General features: G+C 30.2%; 16 protein-coding genes. 10 read left to right on the forward strand and 6 right to left on the reverse strand.

The window, feature by feature from the left end; translation table 11 throughout:
* The first annotated feature begins 59 nt into the window (after positions 1 to 59).
* The 5 genes from SHK09_RS02705 (at position 60) to SHK09_RS02725 (ending at position 6934) form a co-directional block, all read left to right on the forward strand.
* Positions 60 to 611 carry a DUF2911 domain-containing protein gene (locus tag SHK09_RS02705; protein WP_319809233.1) on the forward strand — a complete coding sequence of 184 codons (552 nt, stop codon included), beginning with the start codon at positions 60 to 62 and terminating at the stop codon, positions 609 to 611.
* A 133-nt stretch (positions 612 to 744) separates the two neighbouring features.
* A complete protein-coding gene (locus tag SHK09_RS02710) occupies positions 745 to 4098 on the forward strand; it encodes a leucine--tRNA ligase (RefSeq protein ID WP_319809234.1) in 3354 nt (1117 codons plus the stop codon).
* A 131-nt stretch (positions 4099 to 4229) separates the two neighbouring features.
* A complete protein-coding gene (locus SHK09_RS02715) occupies positions 4230 to 4487 on the forward strand; it encodes a SemiSWEET family sugar transporter (RefSeq protein ID WP_413774269.1) in 258 nt (85 codons plus the stop codon).
* A gap of 171 nt (positions 4488 to 4658) precedes the next feature.
* Positions 4659 to 6068, forward strand: a complete 1410-nt coding sequence (locus tag SHK09_RS02720) for a sensor histidine kinase (protein ID WP_319809340.1) — start codon at positions 4659 to 4661, stop codon at positions 6066 to 6068.
* An 83-nt stretch (positions 6069 to 6151) separates the two neighbouring features.
* Entirely contained in the window at positions 6152 to 6934 is a 783-nt protein-coding gene (locus tag SHK09_RS02725; RefSeq protein ID WP_319809235.1) for an enoyl-CoA hydratase/isomerase family protein, read from the forward strand.
* Between the two features lie 62 nt (positions 6935 to 6996).
* On the opposite strand, the gene SHK09_RS02730 is transcribed toward SHK09_RS02725, so the two are convergent.
* From SHK09_RS02730 to SHK09_RS02740, 3 genes are all read right to left on the reverse strand, one after another.
* Positions 6997 to 7581 (reverse strand): DUF3244 domain-containing protein, encoded by a 585-nt coding sequence (locus tag SHK09_RS02730; protein ID WP_319809236.1) that lies wholly within the window; start codon positions 7579 to 7581, stop codon positions 6997 to 6999.
* A 252-nt stretch (positions 7582 to 7833) separates the two neighbouring features.
* The gene (locus SHK09_RS02735) at positions 7834 to 8415 is read right to left on the reverse strand and encodes a DUF3244 domain-containing protein (RefSeq protein ID WP_319809237.1); all 582 of its coding nucleotides are present in this window, start codon (positions 8413 to 8415) and stop codon (positions 7834 to 7836) included.
* Between the two features lie 251 nt (positions 8416 to 8666).
* Positions 8667 to 9248, reverse strand: a complete 582-nt coding sequence (locus SHK09_RS02740) for a DUF3244 domain-containing protein (protein ID WP_319809238.1) — start codon at positions 9246 to 9248, stop codon at positions 8667 to 8669.
* Positions 9249 to 9777: 529 nt separating this feature from the next.
* Here SHK09_RS02740 and SHK09_RS02745 point away from each other — a divergent pair.
* Complete coding sequence (locus SHK09_RS02745; protein WP_319809239.1) at positions 9778 to 10647, forward strand: AraC family transcriptional regulator; 870 nt, start codon at positions 9778 to 9780, stop codon at positions 10645 to 10647.
* Between the two features lie 324 nt (positions 10648 to 10971).
* On the opposite strand, the gene SHK09_RS02750 is transcribed toward SHK09_RS02745, so the two are convergent.
* The 3 genes from SHK09_RS02750 to SHK09_RS02760 all read right to left on the reverse strand — a co-directional run bounded on the left by SHK09_RS02750 (position 10972) and on the right by SHK09_RS02760 (position 12357).
* Positions 10972 to 11631, reverse strand: coding sequence for an HD domain-containing protein (locus SHK09_RS02750; protein ID WP_319809240.1), 660 nt, complete (start codon positions 11629 to 11631; stop codon positions 10972 to 10974).
* A gap of 2 nt (positions 11632 to 11633) precedes the next feature.
* Entirely contained in the window at positions 11634 to 11867 is a 234-nt protein-coding gene (locus SHK09_RS02755; protein ID WP_319809241.1) for a hypothetical protein, read from the reverse strand.
* Between the two features lie 79 nt (positions 11868 to 11946).
* Positions 11947 to 12357, reverse strand: a complete 411-nt coding sequence (locus tag SHK09_RS02760; RefSeq protein WP_319809242.1) for a BrxA/BrxB family bacilliredoxin — start codon at positions 12355 to 12357, stop codon at positions 11947 to 11949.
* 341 nt (positions 12358 to 12698) lie between these two features.
* On the opposite strand from SHK09_RS02760, the gene SHK09_RS02765 reads away from it, so the two are divergent.
* The 4 genes from SHK09_RS02765 (at position 12699) to SHK09_RS02780 (ending at position 22785) form a co-directional block, all read left to right on the forward strand.
* Complete coding sequence (locus SHK09_RS02765) at positions 12699 to 13451, forward strand: TerB family tellurite resistance protein (protein ID WP_319809243.1); 753 nt, start codon at positions 12699 to 12701, stop codon at positions 13449 to 13451.
* A gap of 127 nt (positions 13452 to 13578) precedes the next feature.
* On the forward strand, positions 13579 to 15984 hold the full coding sequence (locus SHK09_RS02770) for a DUF11 domain-containing protein (RefSeq protein WP_319809244.1): 2406 nt from the start codon (positions 13579 to 13581) through the stop codon (positions 15982 to 15984).
* A 220-nt stretch (positions 15985 to 16204) separates the two neighbouring features.
* Positions 16205 to 19720 (forward strand): hypothetical protein, encoded by a 3516-nt coding sequence (locus SHK09_RS02775; protein WP_319809245.1) that lies wholly within the window; start codon positions 16205 to 16207, stop codon positions 19718 to 19720.
* A 119-nt stretch (positions 19721 to 19839) separates the two neighbouring features.
* Positions 19840 to 22785, forward strand: a complete 2946-nt coding sequence (locus tag SHK09_RS02780; protein ID WP_319809246.1) for a DUF11 domain-containing protein — start codon at positions 19840 to 19842, stop codon at positions 22783 to 22785.
* The last annotated feature ends 248 nt before the right edge of the window (positions 22786 to 23033 follow it).

The following is a 23033-nucleotide window of genomic DNA, read 5'->3' on the forward strand; positions in this document are numbered from 1 at the left end:
GTAATGATTTATACTTTTGATAGACTTGAAATATACAACTTAATAAAAAACATTTAAAAATGAAAAAATCAATTTTAGCAATTGCAGTTTTTGCAATTACATTAATTAGCTCAACAGAAACTTTTGCACAATCTTGGAAAAAATTAGATGTAAGCCCTATGGATGCTTCTACGTTTCCAGATAATTGGAGAGAATCTAACAAAGTAGCGAAGGTAGTATATGGTAGACCTCAATTAAAAGGACGAGATTTAGCAAAATTAGCGCCAGTAGATAAGGTTTGGAGAACAGGAGCAAACGAAGCAGCAGAAATTACATTTTATAAAGATGTTGTTTTTGGAGGTGAAAAAGTAAAAGCAGGTTCTTATTCTCTATTTACAATACCAACTACAGAAGGAGATTGGACAGTTATTTTAAGTACAGCAAAAAATGTTTGGGGTCATTATTCTTACAAACAAGAAGAAGATGTTGTTCGAGTTCCAGGAACAGTTTCTAAATCAGAAAAAAAGATAGAAGCATTTTCTATGATGTTTGATAAAGACATGACTTTAAAAATGGGTTGGGCAAATACAGTAGTTTCTGTAGCAATTAGCCAAGAAATTATAGAAGAATAATTTTTTTTCTTAATAATATTTAAAAAACCACAAACTTTGTTTGTGGTTTTTTTTTGTCTAAAATTTAGCAGTTTACAAATTATAATCTTTACTAGAATAAATGTAAATTTGCGCACTTTAACAAAAGAATCAAATGCAATACAATCATCAAGAAATAGAAGAAAATTGGCAAAAGTTTTGGGCAGAAAACGAAACTTTTAAAGCCGAAAATAATTCTGAAAAACCAAAATATTACGTGTTAGATATGTTTCCTTATCCAAGTGGAGCAGGTTTACATGTAGGGCATCCTTTAGGGTACATTGCAAGTGATATTTATGCGCGTTACAAACGTCATAAAGGGTTTAACGTATTACACCCACAAGGGTATGATTCTTTTGGTTTGCCAGCAGAACAATATGCAATTCAAACAGGGCAACACCCAGCAAAAACTACAGAAGCAAATATTACAACGTATAGAAAACAATTAGATAAGATTGGTTTTTCTTTCGATTGGAGCAGAGAAGTGAGAACTTCAAACCCTGAATATTATAAATGGACTCAGTGGATCTTTATTCAACTTTTTAATTCTTGGTATAATAAAGACACAGATAAAGCAGAAGATATTTCTACTTTAGAAAAAATATTTAAAACAGCAGGTAATAAAGCTGTAAATGCAGTTTCAGATGAAGACATAACTGTTTTTTCTGCAGAACAATGGAAAGCGTTTTCAACAAAAGAACAAGAAGAAATTTTATTACAATATCGTTTAACATTTTTGTCGGATACAGAAGTAAACTGGTGTCCTGGTTTAGGAACGGTTTTGGCAAATGACGAAATTGTAAACGGAGTATCTGAAAGAGGAAGTCACCCAGTTGTTCGTAAAAAGATGACACAATGGTCTATGCGAATTTCTGCGTATGCACAACGTTTGTTAGATGGTTTAGAAACAATCGATTGGCCACAACCTTTAAAAGATTCTCAAACAAATTGGATTGGTAGATCGCAAGGAGCAATGGTTTCTTTTGATGTGGCAAATGGCTCTGAAACAGTTTCTTCTGAAGTAAAATTATCTTACAAAGAATTAGAAGCTTTAAAAGAATTACGTCAGAATTTATCGAAAGCAGAAACAGTACTTTGGGACGAATTAAAGAATAAAAAAGGAGCAGCAAAATTTAGAAAAAAATATACTATTGGTACATTTTTAGTAGATTATGTCTGTTTAGCAAAAAATATAATTGTAGAATTTTCTGGTAAAGAAGATGAAGCAGCAAGAATAAGTTATTTTGCAGAAGAAGGTTTTAACGTAGTTCATTTTACAAATGAAGAAGTAATAGAAAACGTTCTTAAAGTTGTTGCAACAATAAATACAGCAATTCAGTTTCCAAAAGCAATTGATAAAAATGCTAAAAAAGAAGTTGCTGTAAAAGTAAAAAATCAATATAAAATTGATGTTTTTACAACAAGACCAGATACTATTTACGGAGTAAGTTTTATGACATTAGCACCAGAACATGAATTGGTGTCTAAAATTACAACAGATGCTCAAAAAACAGATGTTGAGTCATATATTAAAGCAACTGCAAAGCGTTCTGAACGTGATAGAATGGCAGATGTAAAAACCATTTCGGGTGCCTTTACAGGTGCATTTGCAATTCACCCTTTTTCTGGAGAAAAGGTACAAATTTGGATTGGAGATTATGTTTTAGCAAATTACGGTACAGGTGCAGTTATGGCAGTTCCTTGTGGAGATCAACGTGATTATGATTTTGCAAAACATTTTGGAATTCCGATTCCTAATATTTTTGAGGATGTAGATATTTCTGAAGCTGCACACACAGGAAAAGACGGGACTAAAATTGCAAATTCAGATTTTTTATCAGGATTAAAATATAAGAAAGCATTAAAGTTAGCCATTTTCGAAATGGAAAAACGTGGCTTTGGTTACGGAAAAATAAACTATAGATTAAGAGACGCTGTTTTTAGTAGACAACGTTATTGGGGAGAGCCTTTTCCTGTATATTACAAAGACGGAATGCCACAAATGATTGATGCAGAACACTTGCCAATTGTGTTGCCAGAAGTTGAAAAATATTTGCCAACCGAAGACGGGAAACCACCTTTAGGAAACGCAACAGAATGGGCTTGGGATTCTCGTGGGAAGAAAGTTGTTTCTATCGATAAGTTAAAAAACAAAACTGTTTTTCCTTTAGAACTAAATACAATGCCTGGGTGGGCAGGAAGTTCTTGGTATTTTAATAGATACATGGATGCTACAAACACAGCTGAATTTGCAAGTAAAGAATCTTTAGAGTATTGGAAAGAAGTAGATTTATATATTGGAGGTTCTGAGCATGCAACTGGGCATTTGTTATATGCTCGTTTTTGGCAGAAATTTTTGTTCGATAAAGGAATTGTACCTGTAGATGAGTTTGCTAAAAAACTGATTAATCAAGGAATGATTTTAGGAACTTCTGCTTTTGTTTATAGAGCAACTGCTTTTGTTAAAAATGGCTGTTCTATAGAGAAATCTAATGATGATGTTTTAGAGAAAATACCAACAGTATTCGTTTCTAAGAACTTATTTAGTTCAGATGATGAATTTGAAACGGTTGTTAAAAATTATTTATTAGATAATAAATTATTGAACCCTAATTTTGCAGATTTAGTAATGATTACTAAAACAGCTTTACATGCAGATGTTTCTTTAGTAAATGCTTCTGATGATTTAGATGTAGATGGGTTTAAAAATCATGCTTTAAATGCAGATTATAAAAACGCTGAATTTATTTTAGAAGACGGAGTTTATAAAGTTGGGCGTGAAGTAGAAAAAATGTCTAAATCTAAGTACAATGTTGTAAACCCAGATGATATTGTTGTAGAATATGGTGCAGATGCATTGCGTTTGTTCGAAATGTTTTTAGGGCCCTTAGAACAAGCAAAACCTTGGAAAACTTCTGGTATTTCTGGTGTATCATCATTCTTAAAGAAATTATGGAAACTTTATTTTAACGACGAAGTTTTTGAGGTTTCAGAAGAAAAAGCAACAAAAGACGAACTAAAAGTTTTACACAAGACAATTAAAAAAGTAGAAGAAGATATAGAGAATTTCTCTTTTAATACTTCTGTTTCTACATTTATGATTGCTGTAAATGAACTAACTGCTTTAAAATGTAATAAGAAAGAAATTTTAGAACCTTTATTGGTTTTATTGTCTCCTTATGCACCACATATTGCAGAAGAATTATGGAATAAATTAGGTAATAAAGAGTCTATTTCTACAGCAGATTTCCCTGTTTTTGAGGCTAGTCATTTGGTAGAAAGTGCTAAAAATTATCCTATTTCTTTTAATGGTAAAATGCGTTTCACATTAGAACTTCCTTTAGATTTATCTAAAGAAGAAATAGAAAAAGCAGTACTAGAGAATGAAAAAACAATTGCGCAGTTAGAAGGTAGAACTCCTAAAAAAGTAATTATTGTACCGGGTAAAATTGTAAACATCGTTGGTTAATTAATAAACCAATAATAAATATATTTTAATAGTAAGGAGTCTAATATTTAAACATTAGATTCCTTACTTATTTATAGTAGAATTTCTGTTTATAAAACAAGAAGTTTATTCACTTGAAAAACAAAAAATAAATGATTAATTTTTATGAAATTATAGGTTTAGTTGCGGCACTTTTAACAACAATATCTTTTTTACCGCAGGTTTATAAAACATGGAAAACAAAAGATACTTCTGGGTTGTCTTTAACAATGTTTGTAGTTTTCTTTATTGGAATAATTTTATGGTTAATTTACGGAATTTACTTAAACAGTTTGCCAATGATTTTAGCAAACAGTATTACAGCAACTTCTTCTTTATATTTAATAATAATGAAGTTAAAGTACAAGTAGATGAAACAGTAAAGCTATTACAGTATTTGTAATGGCTTTAATATTTAGTTATCTTTAGCTAAATATTAAAAAAGCTTGTTCTTTAGGAACAATTATTGATGAGAACTATAAAAACTACAAAATTTGAAGCGTTTTAAAAATATTTCCTTAAAAATTCGCATTTTTTTATCAATGATATTATTGGTGTTATTGGCATCAATTTTAATTTTGGTAGTAACAGTTTATCAATATGATGAGCAGACAAAAGACTACAATATTCAGCGTTTTGAACGAAAAGAAGCAATTGCAAAAAAAACAATTGAATTAGAGCTTACAAATAAAACTACATACGCTGTAAATACAGAAAATTTATCTAAAATTTTTCAGAATAGAATTTATGAGATTTCTTCTATAAACAAATTAAACATTACCATTTATAATTTAGAAGGAAGGCTGTTAAAGACCTCTTTTGGTAATGCTTTTGAGAAAATAGACAGTACACCGTTAACAGATATTATTGTGTCAGATTTAGCTCAAAATTCTAACCATAGAATATTAAAAAACAATGAAATAGAAGGTATTAGTTATCAGACATCTTATTCTTATATCAATGATCCTAAATTTAAAAGAATTGGTATTTTAGAATTACAGTTTACACAAGACAATTCAGAAATAGAATATGAACTAAAAGAGTTTATTTACAGATTAAGTATTGTTTATTTATTGATGTTTTTATTAGCAATTTCATTTGCTTATTTCTTGTCTAGTTATATTACCCAATCGATAAAAACTATTTCAGATAAAATGCAACAAACGCGTTTAAATGAGAGAAATGAGAAGATTATTTTAAATAAAGCAAGTTCAGAAATAGAGGTTTTAGTTGATGCCTATAATAATATGATAGATCAACTAGAGGAAAGTGCAGCTAGATTAGCAAAAAGTGAGCGAGAGCAGGCTTGGAGAGAGATGGCAAAACAAGTTGCGCATGAAATTAAAAATCCATTAACACCAATGCGTTTATCGGTTCAGAGTTTCGAGCGAAAATTTAATCCGAAAGATGAAAATATTAAAGAGAAGTTGGCAGAGTATAGCCAGACTTTAATTCAACAAATAGACGTTATGAGTTCTATTGCTTCAGCTTTTTCAGATTTTGCAAAAATGCCAACTCAGAAAAAAGAAAAAATAGAAGTAATTAGCGTTGTAAAATTAGCATTAGATATTTTCAATGAAAAATCGGTAAAATATCAACCCAAAGAACAAGAATTACATGCTTTTTTAGACAAAACTCAACTTATAAGAATTGTAACTAATTTAATTAAAAACTCACTTCAGGCAACGGAGAAAGAGGAAAATCCTTTAATAAATGTTGAAGTTTTATCTGAAGGAAGTAAAGTGAAAATAGTAGTTTCAGATAATGGAAAAGGGATTTCTGACGATGTAAAAGATTTAATATTCGAGCCAAAATTTACAACTAAATCTAGCGGTATGGGTTTAGGTTTGGCAATGATAAAAAATATTATTGAAGCTTATGATGGTCATATATCTTTTACTTCTAAAGAAGGTATAGGAACAGTTTTTACCGTTGTTCTTCCAAAAAAATAAAATGTAGTAATTGTAATTTAGAATCTATTTTAGCCTAAACTAGATTCCTTAATTTTTATAGTAACATCTTAAATATATAAGAAATGAATTTTGAAAATATTTTAGTAAATAAAACGGCTGCTTTAGCACAAATAACAATTAATAGACCTAAAAAATTAAATGCTTTAAATAAAGCAACTATAGAAGAGCTACACCATGCTTTTGATGCTTTAGAGAGCGATGAAAATATAAAAGCAATTATTATTACCGGTAGTGGAGAAAAAGCATTTGTTGCTGGAGCAGATATCTCTGAATTTGCAAATTTTTCTGTAGAAGAAGGTAGTACGTTAGCAAGAGCAGGACAAGAAATGTTATTTGATTTTGTAGAGAATTTAGCAACGCCAGTAATTGCCGCAATTAATGGTTTTGCTTTAGGTGGTGGCTTAGAATTGGCCATGGCTTGTCATTTTAGAATTGCTGCTGATACTGCGAAAATGGGTTTACCAGAAGTATCTTTAGGTGTAATACCAGGTTATGGTGGTACACAACGTTTGCCTCAATTAGTTGGTAAAGGAAAAGCTATGGAAATGATTATGACTGCCGGTATGATTTCTGCAGATGATGCTAAAGATTGTGGTTTGGTAAATCATGTGACAACACAAGAAGAATTGTTACCGTTAGCAGAAAAGATTGCGAGTAAAATTTTAAGAAATTCTCCTGTTGCAATAAGTGCAGCAATTGTTGCTATTAATGCTAACTTTAAAGATGGTGTTAATGGTTTTAATACAGAGATTGAAGCATTTGGTGCGAGTTTTGGTACACAAGATTTTAAAGAAGGAACTACTGCTTTCTTAGAAAAGAGAAAACCTAATTTCTCTGGAAATTAACAAGTAAAAATAAAAAAAGCGAACCAATTAAGGTTCGCTTTTTATTTTAAACTTTTATTTTATTAAATTTTAAAACTTTTACTATAATATTTGTTGTTGCTGTTTACTACAACTTTATAATTTCCTATTTCTTCTTTAGATAATTTGTAAACTCTATTTAAAAGTGTTTTTTCATCCTTTGCAGTTTCAGAAAAAATAAGTTCGTCATTATAATAAATAGATACATTTAAAGCTGCTTTATCGAAAGAAATTCTAGAAATGTACACAATGTTATCTTCTGTTCTAATAACTGGTTTAAAAATTGTCTTTTCTGTGTTAAAAGAAACTTGGCCATCTAATACAGTAAAGGGTTTTATAACAATTTCGAAATCCTTTTCTAATTCTGTTGTATAATTTCCTTTTTCTAATTTAGATAGATCTAATATTTTTGAATATGTACCAGAGTTTTTAATTTCTTGGCTATAAATTACTGTACCATTTTTATCTTTAATAGATAATGTATGCCCTTTTTTTACTGCTCCAAATTCTATTCTAACCTTTTTACCTTCTATTACTTTAATAGTAGTGTTTTTTTCGTTTGCGTAGTTTGTAAATGTTACAAACATAATAATTGCTACTGCTAAATACTTTTTAATTGTTGTTTTCATCTTATTCAAATTTATTGTTATCAACACTACAAATCTATGGCAGATTTAGAAAATGGAAAACATCAGAATTAATAAATATGTATTCTATATTACCTTAATTAAAAACACATGTGTTTACTTAATGTTAATTTAGTGTATTTTTAAGGTAATTAGGTGTATTTTTTTTTGTGTAAACAAAAAAAAGCGAACCAGTTATGGTTCGCTTTCTACATTAAACTTAAGCGTTCGTTTAATGAGCAATTAACTATTTGTTTAGATGTTAAAATCTTTTATATAAGATCTATTATTACTATTAATAATAACTTTGTAATCTCCTTTTTCTTCTTTAGATAATTTGTAAACTCTTTTTAAAAGATTTTTTTCATCTTTTACAGTTTCAGAAAAAATAACTTCATCATTATAATATATAGCTATTTTTAAAGGTTGCTTGTCAAAAGCTAACTTAGAGATAAGAACTAGATTATCTTCTGTTCTAATAACTGGTTTAAATATTGTCTTTTCCTCGTCAAAAGAAACTTGGCCATCTAATACAGTAAAAGGTTTTATAACAATTTCGAAATCTTTTTCTAATTCTGTTGTATAATTTCCTTTTTCTAATTTAGATAAATCTAATACTTTAGAATATGTACCAGAGTTTTCAATCTCTTGGCTATAAATTACAGTACCATTTTTATCTTTAACAGATAATGTATGTCCTTTTTTTACTGATTCAAATTCTATTCTTACTTTCTTACCGTCTACTATTTTAACAGCAGTGTTTTTGTTTGCGTAGTTTATAGATGTTACTAACATCATAACTATTACTACTAAATACTTTTTAATTGTTGTTTTCATCTTATTCAAATTTATTGTTATCAACACTACAAATTTATGGCAGATTTAGAAAATGGAAAACATCAGAATTAATGAATATGTATTCTATATTATCATTATTAAAAAACATTAAGTTATTTTAATGTTAATTTAGTGTATTTTTAAGGTAATTACACATATTTGGTTTTTTTGTAAACAAAAAAAGCGAACCATAAATGGTTCGCTTTCTACATTAAATTTAAATGTTTGTTTAATGAATACTTAATTGTTTTTTAGATATTAAAGTCTTTTATATAAGATCTATTATTACTATTAATAACAACTTTATAATCTCCTTTTTCTTCTTTAGATAATTTATAAACTCTTTTTAAAATGTTTTTTTCATCTGTTACAGTTTCAGAAAAAATAACTTCATCATTATAATATATAGCTATTTTTAAAGGTTGATTATCGAAAGCTAATTTAGAAATTAGTACTAAATTATTTTCAGCTCTAATAACTGGTTTAAATATGGTCTTTTCCTCATCAAAAGAAACTTGGCCATCTAAAACAGTAAAAGGTTTTATAATAATTTCGAAATCTTTTTCTAATTCTGTTGTATAATATCCTTTTTCTAATTTAGATAAATCTAATACTTTAGAATATGTACCAGAGTTTTCAATCTCTTGGCTATATATTACAGTACCATTTTTATCTTTAATAGATAATGTATGTCCTTTTTTTACTGTTTCAAATTCTATTCTTACTTTCTTACCGTCTACTATTTTAACAGCAGTGTTTTCGTTTGCGTAGTTTATAGATGTTACTAACATCATAAATGTTACTACTAGGTACTTTTTAAATATTGTTTTCATCTTGTTTATTTCTTTGTTTTCGACACTACAAATTTATGGCAGATTTAGAAGGCGGAAAACATCTAGATTAATAAATATGTGTTCTATATTATCATTATTAAAAATGGTAAAAAAACAATGAGTTAATATAGTATATAATATTGGTAATTTTATATACTATGTATATGTGTTGTAGGTTTTTTAAATAGAAAAAGCGAGCCTTATTAGGCTCGCTTTTTACATCATATTATAGCAGTAATATGATGAACAATTAACTAGTTGTTTATTTTTACTAAACCCTATAAAAAGGTCTCATTTTTCGTTTGTAAAGTAATTATTTATGTTAGCTTTTTAAGCTTATAAAAATGTACACTGCAAATTTATAACAGATTTAAGTTTTTTTATACATCAATATTGACAAATATATGTGCTAAATTATCATGTTAGTTGGTGTTGAATTGTCATTAAGTTAATTTAGTGCATAATAAAGTTAATTTTATATATTTTATTTCTTTTTAGTATTGTAATTTTGCCATAAAATTATTTTGAAATGATAACAAAACCGACATTAGAGAAAATTACACCAAATTTTGGTAGTTCTTTGTTAGTTAAGAAACACGTTCAGTTTTTAAAGAAGAATAAGGCTTTCTGGCATTTTCACCCAGAAATTGAAATTGTTTATGTAAATAAAGGAAAAGGAAAAAGGCATATTGGAAATCATATTAGCTATTTTAATAATAGCCAGTTAGTTTTAATTGGTTCTAATTTACCACACTTAGGTTTTATGGATCGTTTAACAACCAATGGTTCTGAAACATTAATACAATTTAAACCAGAATTTTTAGGAGCAGAATTTTTTAAGATTCCAGAAATGGTTGCTATAGAGCAGCTTTTTGAACGCGCTAAAAAAGGAATTCGTTTTAACATAGAGATAAAGAAAAGAATTGGTGCTAAAATAGAAGAGCTAGCAGATTTAGAAGGGCCAACTAGAATTATTTCTTTCTTACATATATTAAAAGAGTTAGCTTTAACAGACGATTATACAATATTAAATGCAGATGGTTTTGCTTTTGAAACACAACCGCAAGATAGTAGTAAAATAGATGTAATCTTTAAACATATAAATGAGAACTTTAATCAGCATATAAGTTTAGACGAAATTGCAAGTTTGGTAAGTATGACTGTACCTGCGTTTTGTAGGTTTTTTAAGAAAACAACTTCTAAGACATTTACAAAATTAGTAAATGAGTATAGAGTTGTACATGCTACAAAATTACTAACAGAAAGTAATATGAGTATTACAGATATTTGTTTTGAGTGTGGTTTTAATAATTTTTCTCACTTTAATAAATTGTTTAAAGAATTTACAGGTAAATCTGCATCTAAATATAGAAGCGGAATGTTAAACCTTGTTCAGTAAAAATATTAAAGTTAAAAGCGTAAAATATAAAATAGAAGAAATTTTAAATTCCGAAGTCAAAAAATTATACTGACTTAAATTTTAATATGTCTTTAGATGAACTAACATCTAAGACATTTTTTTTGTTTAAAAAACAAAATTACAAAGTTAGTGCAGCTAAATAATAATAAAAAGCCTAATAACTAATATAAGGTGTTTTAGGGTTTTTAAAATTTAATCTACTTGTAATTGTATTAAATTAAAATTAAACTCTATTTAAAGCGATTTAAAAAGCTCTTTTTTAATAGCTTTAACTTATAGATTTAAAATACGTATAAGTAAAACTTATTTAGCACCATTCCATTCATCATAAAATTGTTCTAGATATAATTCCATAAAATGGTGTCTTTGTGCAGCAATTTTTTTTCCAGAAACAGTATTCATTTTATCCTTTAGCAATAATAATTTTTCATAAAAATGATTAATTGTTGGCGCTTCTGTTTTTTTATACTCTTCTTTAGACATTTCTAAATTAGGAATAATCTCTGGGTTATACAAAACGCTGTTTTTAAAACCACCATAATTAAAACAACGTGCAATACCAATAGCACCAATTGCATCTAATCTATCTGCATCCTGTACAACTTCTAATTCTTTAGAGGTAAATTTCTTAACGCCTCTTTCGAAAGAATTTTTATAAGAAATATAATTAATAATATTTACAACATGTTCTATAATGTCGGTTGTAACTTCTTGCTCTTTAAGAAACTTAGTAGCTACTTTTGGTCCTACAGTTTCATCACCATCATAAAATTTAGGATCTGCAATATCATGTAAAAGTGCCGCTAAAGAAACCACAAAAACATCTACTTTTTCTTCCTTCGAAATTAAAATAGAATTCTTTAAAACACGTTCTATATGAAACCAATCATGTCCACCTTCAGCTCCTTTTAATTCTTCTTTTACAAAAGCAATAGTAGCTGTAATAATCTTTTCTTTGTTCATAATTATTTTCTTAGTGTTAATTCCTTTTCTATTTTTTTCATTTCATTATACATATAAACACTCATAGGAATAAAAAATAAAGGTAAAAAGGTATGAAAAGAAAGTCCGTTTTCAACAGTAGAAAAGATTGCAAAAACAATCATTAAAAGAATAACAATACTCTTAATAGCAAACATTGCTTTCTGAGATTTTAATTTTTTTAATAATTCTTCTTTGGTATATGTAGATAGTGACATGAGATTATTTTTAGTAAAAATAAAAAATCCACTCATAATAGAGTGGATTTTTTTTAAAGTCTTTTAATTTAAAAGGATTCTAGCAAAACTCATCATAAGCTTGCGCTAAATTCTGAGCGATCATTTGTGCAGATCTACCTTCTATATGATGTCTTTCTAACATGTGTACTAAGTTACCATCTTTAAACAATGCAATTGCAGGTGAAGACGGAGGAAAAGGAATCATATACTCACGTGCTTTCTGTGTAGATTCTTTCTCTACACCAGCAAAAACAGTAGTTAAGTTAGTAGGTGTTTTTTCTGCACCTAAAGAAGCAATTGCTCCTGGTCTAGCAGTACCAGCTGCACAACCGCAAACTGAATTTACCATTACTAAAGTTGTTCCTTTCTTAGACATTGCGTTATCAACATCTTCATTTGTATATAATGCTTCAAAACCAGCGTTTACTAACTCGTCGCGCATTGGTTTTACTAATTCTTCTGGATACATAATTATTATTTTTAAAATACAAAGATAGGTATTTGTTTATCAAAATTCAACAAACTAAAAAAGGTAGTTTCGATAGAAACATCAATAAAACTGATGCTAGAAAAACCTTTTAAAGACAGCGTTCTTCTACATCTTATTTTTGGGCATGCCTATTTTTAAAAAAATAAAGTTTCGTTGCACTACACTTTTTTTAAAAATAGTCGGGCTTTCCGCACTCGCTTTTTTGTCGTTCCTCCAAAAAGAGCTCAAACAAATGCTTCAATCCCTCATGCAAAATCCAACCTTTTTCAGGTTAGAACTTTCAAACATTGTATCTTTACCATTCATAAAATTAAAAATATATGGCAAGTTTTACAAAATGGTTAGGAGCAGGATTAGGTTTTACTTTTGGTGGCCCAATAGGAGCAGCAATAGGTTTTGCAATAGGTAGTTTTGTAGACGGTTTTTCTGAAGAAGATTTAACAAAAGAACAAAGAGAATACCAAGACAGCATAGGTACAGAAAGAGGTAATACACAATCTGGAGATTTCGAAATGAGCTTGTTGGTCTTAGCCTCTATTGTTATAAAATCAGATGGTAAAATAGACCCAAAAGAATTAGAATTTGTAAGAACACAATTTATAGGAATGTATGGCGAAGAGCGCGCAAAGAGTGCGTTTAAACTTTTTAAAGGTATTGTAAAAAAAGAAGTTTCTGCAAGACAAGTTTGTATGCAAATTAGAAGTCATATGCCACATGCATCTCGTTTACAATTGCTGCATTTCTTATTTGGTATTGCAAAATCAGACGGCTTCGTATCTAAAAGTGAAGTTGAAGAAATAAGAAAAATTGCAGGTTATTTATACATAAACGATAGAGATTATACTTCTATAAAAGCAATGTTTTATGACGAGTCCGATAATGCTTATAAGATTCTAGAAATTACTAAAGAAGCTTCTAATGACGAGGTTAAAAAAGGTTATAGAAGAATGGTTAAAAAATACCATCCAGATAAATTACAAGATTTAGGTGAAGAACACTTAAAAGGAGCAAATGAAAAGTTTCAAAGTATCCAAGAATCTTATGATAGAATAAAAAAAGAAAGAGGTATGTAAATAAGATGTTTTTTTAGAGTCTAACAATCATTTTATCACTGTATCTATATTTTTAAATAAAAAAATGTAATTTAGTATTCTATTACAAATGTATCAAGATTAATAAATTTCCCCCAAAAATATTATTTTGAAAAAGAAAAGAATAGTACTTCTTAGGTTAATTCCTTTAAATAGCTTTGTAGTTATATTTATAATAATGCTTAGTTTTTCTAATAGTTACGCACAATTAGATAACGAACATTACTTACCGCCATTAAAACAAGTGGCTAATAATCAAGCAATTAAAGACCAAGCAGTTTATTTTTCTACACCAGTAACTACTCCTTTTCCTATAGAAATATATAAAGGAACTAGTACAACGCCGTTTTTAACAATTACAGGTCTTGCAAAAGGTGTTGGTAAAATATTCGATAACTCGAATGGTTTAAGTAGTGGAGACAATAATATTACCTTAGTAACAAATGTAAATACAGGTGAAGTTTTATCTGGTTCTGGACTTCGAATAATTTCACCTGGAGGACAAAAATTTTATGTAAATTATAGAGGAAGATCTGGGGCACAAGCAGGTTCTCTAACATCAAAAGGAAGTAAGGCAAAAGGAACAGATTTTAGATGGGGAGGTATTCCTAATAGAGCTACAAATTCTAGTTTATCTACAAGCTTAGGAATGATGGCTACAGAAGATGGTACAGTGGTAACTGTTTCTGGTTACGATACCGAATGTAAATTTCGAAAAGGAAATGCAAGAGGCGGTATTATTGCAGATACACAAACAATTACCTTAAATAAAGGACAATCTTTTGTTTTAGAAGCAGCAAAAAATGAAACTGCAGCTAATATAGATGGTTGGTTGGGTGCAAAAATTCAGTCTACTAAACCTATTGTTATTAGTAATGGAGGTTTAAATGTGGGTATTAGAATTGGTAACCAAAGTAGAGATGCTGGTATAGATCAGCCAGTTGCTGTAGAGAACCTTGGTAGAGAATATGTGTTTGTAAGAGCAAACGGAACTAATGAAACAGAATTTCCTATAATTGTAGCTACGCAAAATAGTACACAAGTATTTGCTGGAGGAACTTTAGTGGGAACTATTAATGATGGTGAGTATTTAGAAATACCTGGTAGTTTTTATTCTTCTACTAATGTTGGTGCAAGTATGTATGTAACTACTACTAGAGATGCTTATGCATACCAATGTTTACAAGGTGCTACAGGTAATAAAATTCAAACAATTGGTATGAATTTTATAGCACCCGTAAATTGTTTATTGCCTAATTTAATGGATGAAATTTCTGACATCGATCAAATAGCAGGAACTTCTTCTAATATTTCTGCAATTACTATAATTGCCTCTACATTAACAGCGAATACTAATATAAAGGTAAGAGAAAACGGAGTGTTAGTCGCGCTACCAACACCAATTTTCCCATCAGGAACGTCAGACTGGAAAACTTTTTATGTGCCAGGTCTAACAGGTGAAATAGATGTTACCTCTACTGGCCCAATTGCAGTTGGTACTTTTATGAGTTTAGGGCAAAATGCAGGTTTAGCAGGTTACTTTTCTGGTTTTGATACAGTGCCAGTCGTAGGAGTTCAAATAACCGGAGGTGGCTGTTTTCCTGCGGGAGATTTAGAAGAAGATACTAAGAGTTTTGATGCATATCAATGGTATAAAAATGATGTGTTAATTGCGGGTGCAACTTCTCCAATATTTACACCTACAGGAATTGGAGAATATAATGTGGTAGTTACAGAAGGAACCTGTTCTTATTCTTCTAAAAAAGTAGATGTTTATAATTGTGATCCGGATATTGTAATTAAAAAAACTTCTGATATTACAGGGCCAATTACCGATGGAGATATCGTTAATTTTACGGTTACAGTGCAAAGTTTTGGTTTATACCCAGTTACAAACCTTGTTATTAAAGATATCTTTCCAACACAACTAGATTTAATAAGTGTTACGCCAAGTCAAGGTACTTGGTCTAGTCCAGATTGGACGATTGGAGACATGGAAGCAGGTGAGTTGTTTACCTTAAAATTTGTTTCTAAAGTGCCTAACAAGCCACAAGAAGGAACCTTTACAAATGTAGTTTCTAATACACAAGACCAAGTAGATAGCAATGATTCTGCAGACGATTTGGTTGAAAGTTTTACAATTGTATCAAAAAAGATAGATTTATCACTTACTAAAACGGTAGATAAACCCATAGTAAAGTTAAATGAGACTGTTTTATTTACGTTAACAATTACTAATAAAGGGCCCAATACAGCTACTAATGTACAGGTAAAAGATTTGCTTCCAAGCGGTTTAGAATATGTTTCAGCTGGTTCTGTAATACCTATAAACACTACTTATAATGCTACTACAGGTATTTGGGATTTTTCATCAAAAGAGATACTAAAAGATGCTGTTTTTGTTTTAAAAATAAAAGCAAAAGTTGTAAGCATAGAAACTCTAATCTTTAATAAAGCAGAGGTTTTTAAAACTGAACAATTAGATGTAGATTCTAATCCGAATAGTTCAGATTAATTTACTTTAAATAAAAATAAATAAACTGATTTTATTTAACTATATTTATAATATGGTTAATTGTTTTATTTACAGGTATTTATATTTATAATATAATAGTTAATTTTTAAAGTTGTCTAATCCCCCAATGGCAAGGTTTTAATAGTTAATAAAAAAAAATCTTTTTATTATTCGATAATTCTTAATTTGCTCTTGAGGTTTTTGTAAAAAAAAAAGCCTAATGAACAACCTTTCTTCTATAAAATTATTTATTCTTCAAAGGAAAATAAAAACAGAAAGATTTAATTTAATTTATTTCTTGGTGTTTTTTATCACTATATGTTTTTTCCCCTTTGTCTCCAATGCTCAGAAAATTATTATTAATGATGTGTATTCGTTAAATAGTTTAGCAGCCTCTAATGTTTTGGTTGTAGATAAAGCAATCGAACCAGAAGTTATTTATAAAGAGTTTTTCGCACTACCAATAAAAGAATATTTTAACGCTATAAAAACAGAAAAAGAGTGGTCTATTGTTTCTGAAATAATAAAAGTAGACGCTACTGAAATTAAAAATTTACTATTAAAAAGTGAATCGGTTATATATGTTGGAGTAGATACGGATGGAGATGGTATTGATGATATAGATGATTTAGATGATGATAATGATGGGATATTAGATACTGTTGAGTGTTCAGATGGGCTGTCTTTTAATGATTCATTTGAAGCGCCAATTATTCAGATTTTAGGTGTAGATGCTCTTAATGGTAGGCCAGATGGGGATAATGATGGTGAAGTAGATGCGTATTTGTCTCAAAATAGTATTGAAGGTTGGACGGTAACTGATGCGAATAGTTTTGATATTATATTTGATCTTTTTAATGCTTCTAAAGGCAATCAAAGTATCGATTTATATGGTACGCCAAACGCAACAGGTATTCAAAAAACATATTCAGGTTTTACAGAAGGTTTAGGGGTTTCTTTTTCGGTAGATTATAGTTCTGTAGAAAATTTATTTAAAGCAGAGGTTTTAGTAGATTATGGTGATGGCCCCATTTTATTAGCAACCTTAGAACCAAATAATATTGCTACAATAGCTAGTCCTGGTGTAGTTGGTTCTAGGGCGTCTGCAGTAATCTGGAATACTTATACAACAAACTTATTACCTACCGCAACAGGAACTATTAAAATTATTATACAGTCTACAAGTTTAGGTTTAGGGCAATCTGGTGTTTTAATAGATAATGTAGCTTTGTCTCAGCCTTCTTGTCTAGATTCAGATTTAGATAGTATTCCAGATTATTTAGATTCAGATTCAGATAATGACGGTATTTCAGATGTAATAGAGTCTGGTGGTGTAGATGCCGATAATAATGGCGAAGCAGATGGCATTGTAGGTACTTCTCCTACGACAAATGGAGTGCCAAGTTCTGCGGGAATAGGACAAATGCCAACAACTACAGATGTAGATATGATTCCAGATTATTTAGATTTAGATTCAGATAATGATGGTATTTATGATCTTTTAGAAGCTGGTGGTACAGATTCAAACAATGATGGAACTGTAGATAATACAAGTGATTTAGATAATGATGGTTTAGCAGATATTTATGATAATACTTGTCTAACACCTGCATCATCTGCGTCAACAAATTACGTTACAGCTGTTACAGCGTTTCAACATTTTACAGATATAAGTAATGCTATTGGGGTTCCTGGTAGTAGTTCTGCAAAAGGGCCAACTGGCTGGCCAGGATCTAATCCGTTTTTTATTGTTTTAGATTTTGCAGGCACATTACCTTCAGGAACAGTCTTAACCATGTATTTAGGAACTGCGTCTGGTAGTGCAAATGCTCGACTAAGACAAACTGACTCTATGGGAAATGGATTTGATAATTATAAAGAATATAGTGTTAGTGGTACTGGACCGTCAACTTATACGTATACAATAAATGCTAATACAGATTATATTAAAATACAAACTTACGATTATAATTTACTAGTTTATGGTGTAGAATATTCAATTGCAGCTTCAGGAGGAGCGGATTGTTCTGGTGTAGTTTTAGTGCCAACAGAAACTACAGTTGGTATACCAAATTATTTAAATACAGATTCAGATAATGATGGTTGTAAAGATGTTAAAGAAGCGGGTTATACAGATACTAATAATAATGGAGAAGTAGATGGGAGTGGTTATTCTAATAAAGGTCTTGTTTTAAATAGTAACGGCTATAGAGGAACTTCTGCAGCGGTAATAGATAGTTCTAATAACTTCTATTGTTTAGACACAGATTTAGATGGTCTTTTAGATTCGGTAGATTTAGATGACGATAATGATGGTATTTTAGATACAGAAGAGTTATGCTTGAAAACAAGAGTAGAATGGATGCACAATGATCCAGAAACACCTAGTAATGCAACAGTAGGTACTAATAGTGGAAACTCAGATTATGCGACTTATAATGATAGAGAATCTGTAAATAATTCAAATTTTACTTCTGCAGCAAATATTTCTTTTGGTACCTTAAATGAAACAGGAAGTCAATATACATATGTGTTTAATAATGCAAATGAAAGTAATTTCTCTTCTGCTAAAGCTGCTGGTAATTATGTAGAAGTGTCATATACTCCAGCTGTAAATTTATGGACAGAACAACTAACCCTTGGTTGGTATACAGGTAACAATTCTCCAGACGGTGCATATGGTAATTTTGATATGACATTAGAAATGGATACAGATCCTAATTTTGGTAACCCAACAATAAAGTTTCAAGACTTTCATGTAGATGACATGATAAACAATGGGTATTTATCTTATAATATTCCTTCAGATGCTTTTTTAATTGCAGGAACAACATATTATTTTAGATTCTATATTTATAATAATCAAAACTCAACTTCTTTTACAAGATTCGATGATGTTGTTTTTGAACACAAATTAGCTTGTGATACAGATGGCGATGGTAAATCGAATCATTTAGATTTAGATTCAGATAATGATGGTATTACAGATGTTATAGAATCTGGTGGTACAGATGCCAATAAAGATGGTAAAGCAGATGATTCAAATAATAATACAGATAATCTTGCTACTAATGGCGTCCCTACATCTGCAGGTACAGGGCAAGTTGCAATAAGTACAGATTTAGATGGGATTCCAGATTTCTTGGATACAGATTCAGATAATGATGGTTGTCCAGATGCATTGGAAGCATCAGGAACAATAAAAGCTGGAGATTTATCCACCTTAATTGGTGGAAGTGTAGGTGGAAGTTCTCAAAATTTAGGAGTAAGTTCAAATACAACAGGTAGTCCTATTGTAGCAAGAATAGCTGCAACTGGGTTTGTACAATCTACTACTACAGCAGTTACAGATGCTACAAATTCAAATACTTGTGCAGTAGATTTAAGTGTTTTAAAAATTATAGATAAAGCGTTTGTTAAAAAGGGACAAATAATAATTTTTACTATACAATTAAAAAATAGCGGAGGTTTAGATGCAACAGGTGTTCAAGTAAAAGATTTATTACCTGCAGGTTTAACGTATAATGCTGCATCAAGTATAATACCAACAAATACAACATATACAGTAGCAACAGGTATTTGGGATTTGAGTGCTTTAACAATTGTTAAAGACCAAACAATAGAATTAAAAATAGCAGCTGTAATAACAACAGTTGGATCTATAAAGACAAATAAAGCTGAGGTTTTTTTCTTAAATGAAACGGATAAAGATTCTGTTCCTAACTCTAATAATTAATAGAAGAGGTCGTTTAACGTGGAAATAAAGCGTTTAATCGAATTCTGTTATACGTAAACGTTTTTACACGGTTAATTAATTATATTTGAAGATTATTTTAAGAAAAAACAAATTAAAACATGAGTAAAAGGATATTACTTTTAATACTTTTTTATTTTTTATTTTTATGTAACTTATTTGCAGACGGTACAAAACAAGTTATGCCAGATGCTAATAATGGTGTAGCAATGTATATTACAGATAATGGGCAATATGGGCCATATCTAAATGCACCTTCATCTCAAAGATTACAATTTAGAATTTTAGATCACACAACAGAAAATTTATATTTTGGTATTAACCCGAGACAAAGAAACGGAAGTCCGTTAGCGTTAAGTACTAATTTATATTATCAAATAAAGAATGCTGCTGGTACAGCTATTGGCGCTCCAGTTAGGTTTAATACATCTGGCACAGGTTATATTAGTACTTATAACCAAGCAGTTGCAGGACCAAATATAGGAGGGTTAGTACCTGCTGGTTATACGCCTATAACATTTAACCCTACGGCAGACGGAGATTATTATATAGAAATATATAAAAGTAATGACAATGGTCTTACACGAACTACAGCTGGTGTAGATATTGTAATTCCTTATTTTGATTTTACGGTTTCAGATGCTTCAAATAACAGAGTAGAAGGGCGTATCTTTTCTCAGAAATGGGGTTTTATAACTTATAATCCTGCAACATTTGTACCTGCAATTGGTTTCGATTTTAAAGGAACATTTTTTGGATATACAGATGATAAAATAATTGTAACGGTAGAATTTCAGGAAGGTTTTAGACCTTTTGGTTATTTATTATCTATGAATAAATTCGGAATTGTAAATGATGATAATGCTACGGGTAATGTTTGGGAAACTACTAGAAAATCTATTTCTTATGGTGGTACTACAGGTAATTCTGTACCAGCATTATTAAACGGGTATCCTGTTTTTATTACCCAGCCAGATACAGCTGCTTTTCCTATTGGCTCTACGGTTCCTCCGGTTTCTGTAGGCCAAATATTTGGTTGTCCTGGTAATTATTTAATTCCGGTAAAAACACAAGCGGTAGGAGATGTAGATATTATATTAGATTTAAATGGTGTATTTGGTTATCAAGAAAATACTAAAGATGTCATTGTACAAGCTTTCAATCAACCAAAAGGTAATATCGTAATACCATGGGACGGTATAGATGGTCTTGGTAACCCTGTTTTGGGAAATACAACATCTTCTGCAACATTAACAAGTTTAAGAGGTAGAACAAGTGTGCCTATGATAGATGCTGAGTTAAACCCTAATGGATTGGTAATTAACTCTGTAGCACCTGTTTTGTCTAATAGAAAAATGTATTGGGACGATTCTAATATTGTTGTAACAACGAACAATAATACCGTTGGAGGTTTAGATAAATCTGCGCCAGAAGATGGTCAGTTAGGTCCTACTCATAAATGGAACGGAGACAATCCTCCGGGAGATAATACCGTAAATAACCCAGCCTTACCAGGAGCTAAAGGTAGTGCTACAGGTTCTACATTAGATGATTATGGTAATGAAAGGGTGTTAAATACGTGGTTTTATGGAGAAGAAATTACGTCTCCAAGTACATCAATAACGGTTCCAAATTGTGATGTAGATAATGATACGTATTCAGATAACGTAGATTTAGATGATGATAATGATGGTATTTTAGATACAGTAGAATTAGGTTCATTTGATCCGAATGGAGATCATGATGGCGATACAGTTCCAGATTATATAGATCCTCAATTTCCTGGTTTTGTAGATATAAATTCAGACGGTGTAGATGATCGTTTCGATTTCGATTTAGATGGTATAATGAATCATTGGGATTTAGATTCAGATGGAGATGGAATTCCAGATAATGTAGAGGCACAATCTACTACTGGTTTTGTTGCAGTAAATACAGCAGTAAATAGTAATGGTGTTCCTGTTAATTTTGCAGGAGGTATTACACCTGTTAATACAGATGGAGATGCAAATGCAGATTATTTAGATACAGATTCAGATGGAGATTCTATAACAGATACTATTGAAGCAGGAATTACATTATCTAATACAGATACAGATAACGATGGTTTAGATAATGCTACAGATGCAACTACAGATAGAACAGATGTAGATGGTAATATTACACCAAGCGCATTACCAGATGAAGATAATGATTTAGGTGTTGCAGGAGGAGATGTAGATTATAGAGATACTACAGATAGTGATAATGATAATGATGGTGTACCAGATGCAACAGATTTAGATGATGATAATGATGGTATTTTAGATACTGTAGAAAATAATGCTACAAACCCACTTTTAGATACCGATAATGATGGGGTTTTAGATTATAATGATTCGAATACAACCGGTTTTTTAGATTCAAACTCAGACAATGTTGATGATCGATTTGATGTTGATTTAGATGGAATAATAGATCAATTTGATACAGATACAGACAACGATGGTTGCCCAGACGCAGCTGAAGGTGCAGGAAATATACAGCTTACACAAGTACTAAATTTTATAGGAGGAAGTAACGGTGGAAGTTCAAATAATTTAGGAACTACATCAGATGCAGAAGGAAACCCAATAGTAAACAGTACCGGTTTTGAGCAAGCAACAACACCGGCTGTAATAGATTCTAGTAACTCTAATGCTTGTTTTATAGACTTAAACCTTGTAAAAACGGTAGGTAAATCAGTAATAAAAAAAGGAGAAATAGTTGTTTTTACATTACAATTAAAAAATGAAGGCGGTTTAAATGCAACAGGTGTTCAAGTAAAAGATTTGTTACCTGCAGGTTTAACGTATAATGCTGCATCAAGCATAATACCAACAAATACAACATATACAGCAGCAACGGGTATTTGGGATTTGAGTGCTTTAACAATTGTTAAAGATCAAATAATAGAATTAAAATTAGCTGCAACCGTAACAATAGTAGAATTAATAATAACAAATAAAGCAGAGGTTTTTATGGCAAATGAAACAGATAAGGACTCTATACCCAACTCTAACAACTAGTTAAAAAGTCTATCTAGCGAAGGATTAAAGCATTTTATCGAATATAAATACATTGAATACCAGAGTTTTATTAATTTTAAAAAAAAAGATTAACATTCGTTAATTTTTGTTAAAAAAAATAGTTAAATTTGTGTTAATACCTTTTTAACCCCCAAAAAAGTATGTTAATAAAAAAAAATCTTTCAAAACCTTTTTTTCTTAAAAAGACGAGCCGTCTTAGTTTCTCTGCTGAAACACATTTAAGTAAG

It is taken from the genome of Polaribacter sp. PL03, from assembly GCF_033875165.1.
GTDB lineage: Bacteria > Bacteroidota > Bacteroidia > Flavobacteriales > Flavobacteriaceae > Polaribacter.

Excerpts from the sequence above, each read along its gene's own strand:
- SHK09_RS02745 (WP_319809239.1), top strand. The coding sequence starts at position 9,778 with ATGATAACAAAACCGACATTAGAGAAAATTACACCAAATTTTGGTAGT.
- SHK09_RS02705 (WP_319809233.1), top strand. The coding sequence starts at position 60 with ATGAAAAAATCAATTTTAGCAATTGCAGTTTTTGCAATTACATTAATT.
- SHK09_RS02775 (WP_319809245.1), top strand. The coding sequence starts at position 16,205 with ATGAACAACCTTTCTTCTATAAAATTATTTATTCTTCAAAGGAAAATA.
- SHK09_RS02710 (WP_319809234.1), top strand. The coding sequence starts at position 745 with ATGCAATACAATCATCAAGAAATAGAAGAAAATTGGCAAAAGTTTTGG.
- SHK09_RS02760 (WP_319809242.1), bottom strand. The coding sequence starts at position 12,357 with ATGTATCCAGAAGAATTAGTAAAACCAATGCGCGACGAGTTAGTAAAC.
- SHK09_RS02720 (WP_319809340.1), top strand. The coding sequence starts at position 4,659 with ATGATATTATTGGTGTTATTGGCATCAATTTTAATTTTGGTAGTAACA.
- SHK09_RS02780 (WP_319809246.1), top strand. The coding sequence starts at position 19,840 with ATGAGTAAAAGGATATTACTTTTAATACTTTTTTATTTTTTATTTTTA.
- SHK09_RS02715 (WP_413774269.1), top strand. The coding sequence starts at position 4,230 with ATGATTAATTTTTATGAAATTATAGGTTTAGTTGCGGCACTTTTAACA.
- SHK09_RS02725 (WP_319809235.1), top strand. The coding sequence starts at position 6,152 with ATGAATTTTGAAAATATTTTAGTAAATAAAACGGCTGCTTTAGCACAA.
- SHK09_RS02755 (WP_319809241.1), bottom strand. The coding sequence starts at position 11,867 with ATGTCACTATCTACATATACCAAAGAAGAATTATTAAAAAAATTAAAA.
- SHK09_RS02765 (WP_319809243.1), top strand. The coding sequence starts at position 12,699 with ATGGCAAGTTTTACAAAATGGTTAGGAGCAGGATTAGGTTTTACTTTT.
- SHK09_RS02730 (WP_319809236.1), bottom strand. The coding sequence starts at position 7,581 with ATGAAAACAACAATTAAAAAGTATTTAGCAGTAGCAATTATTATGTTT.
- SHK09_RS02740 (WP_319809238.1), bottom strand. The coding sequence starts at position 9,248 with ATGAAAACAATATTTAAAAAGTACCTAGTAGTAACATTTATGATGTTA.
- SHK09_RS02750 (WP_319809240.1), bottom strand. The coding sequence starts at position 11,631 with ATGAACAAAGAAAAGATTATTACAGCTACTATTGCTTTTGTAAAAGAA.
- SHK09_RS02735 (WP_319809237.1), bottom strand. The coding sequence starts at position 8,415 with ATGAAAACAACAATTAAAAAGTATTTAGTAGTAATAGTTATGATGTTA.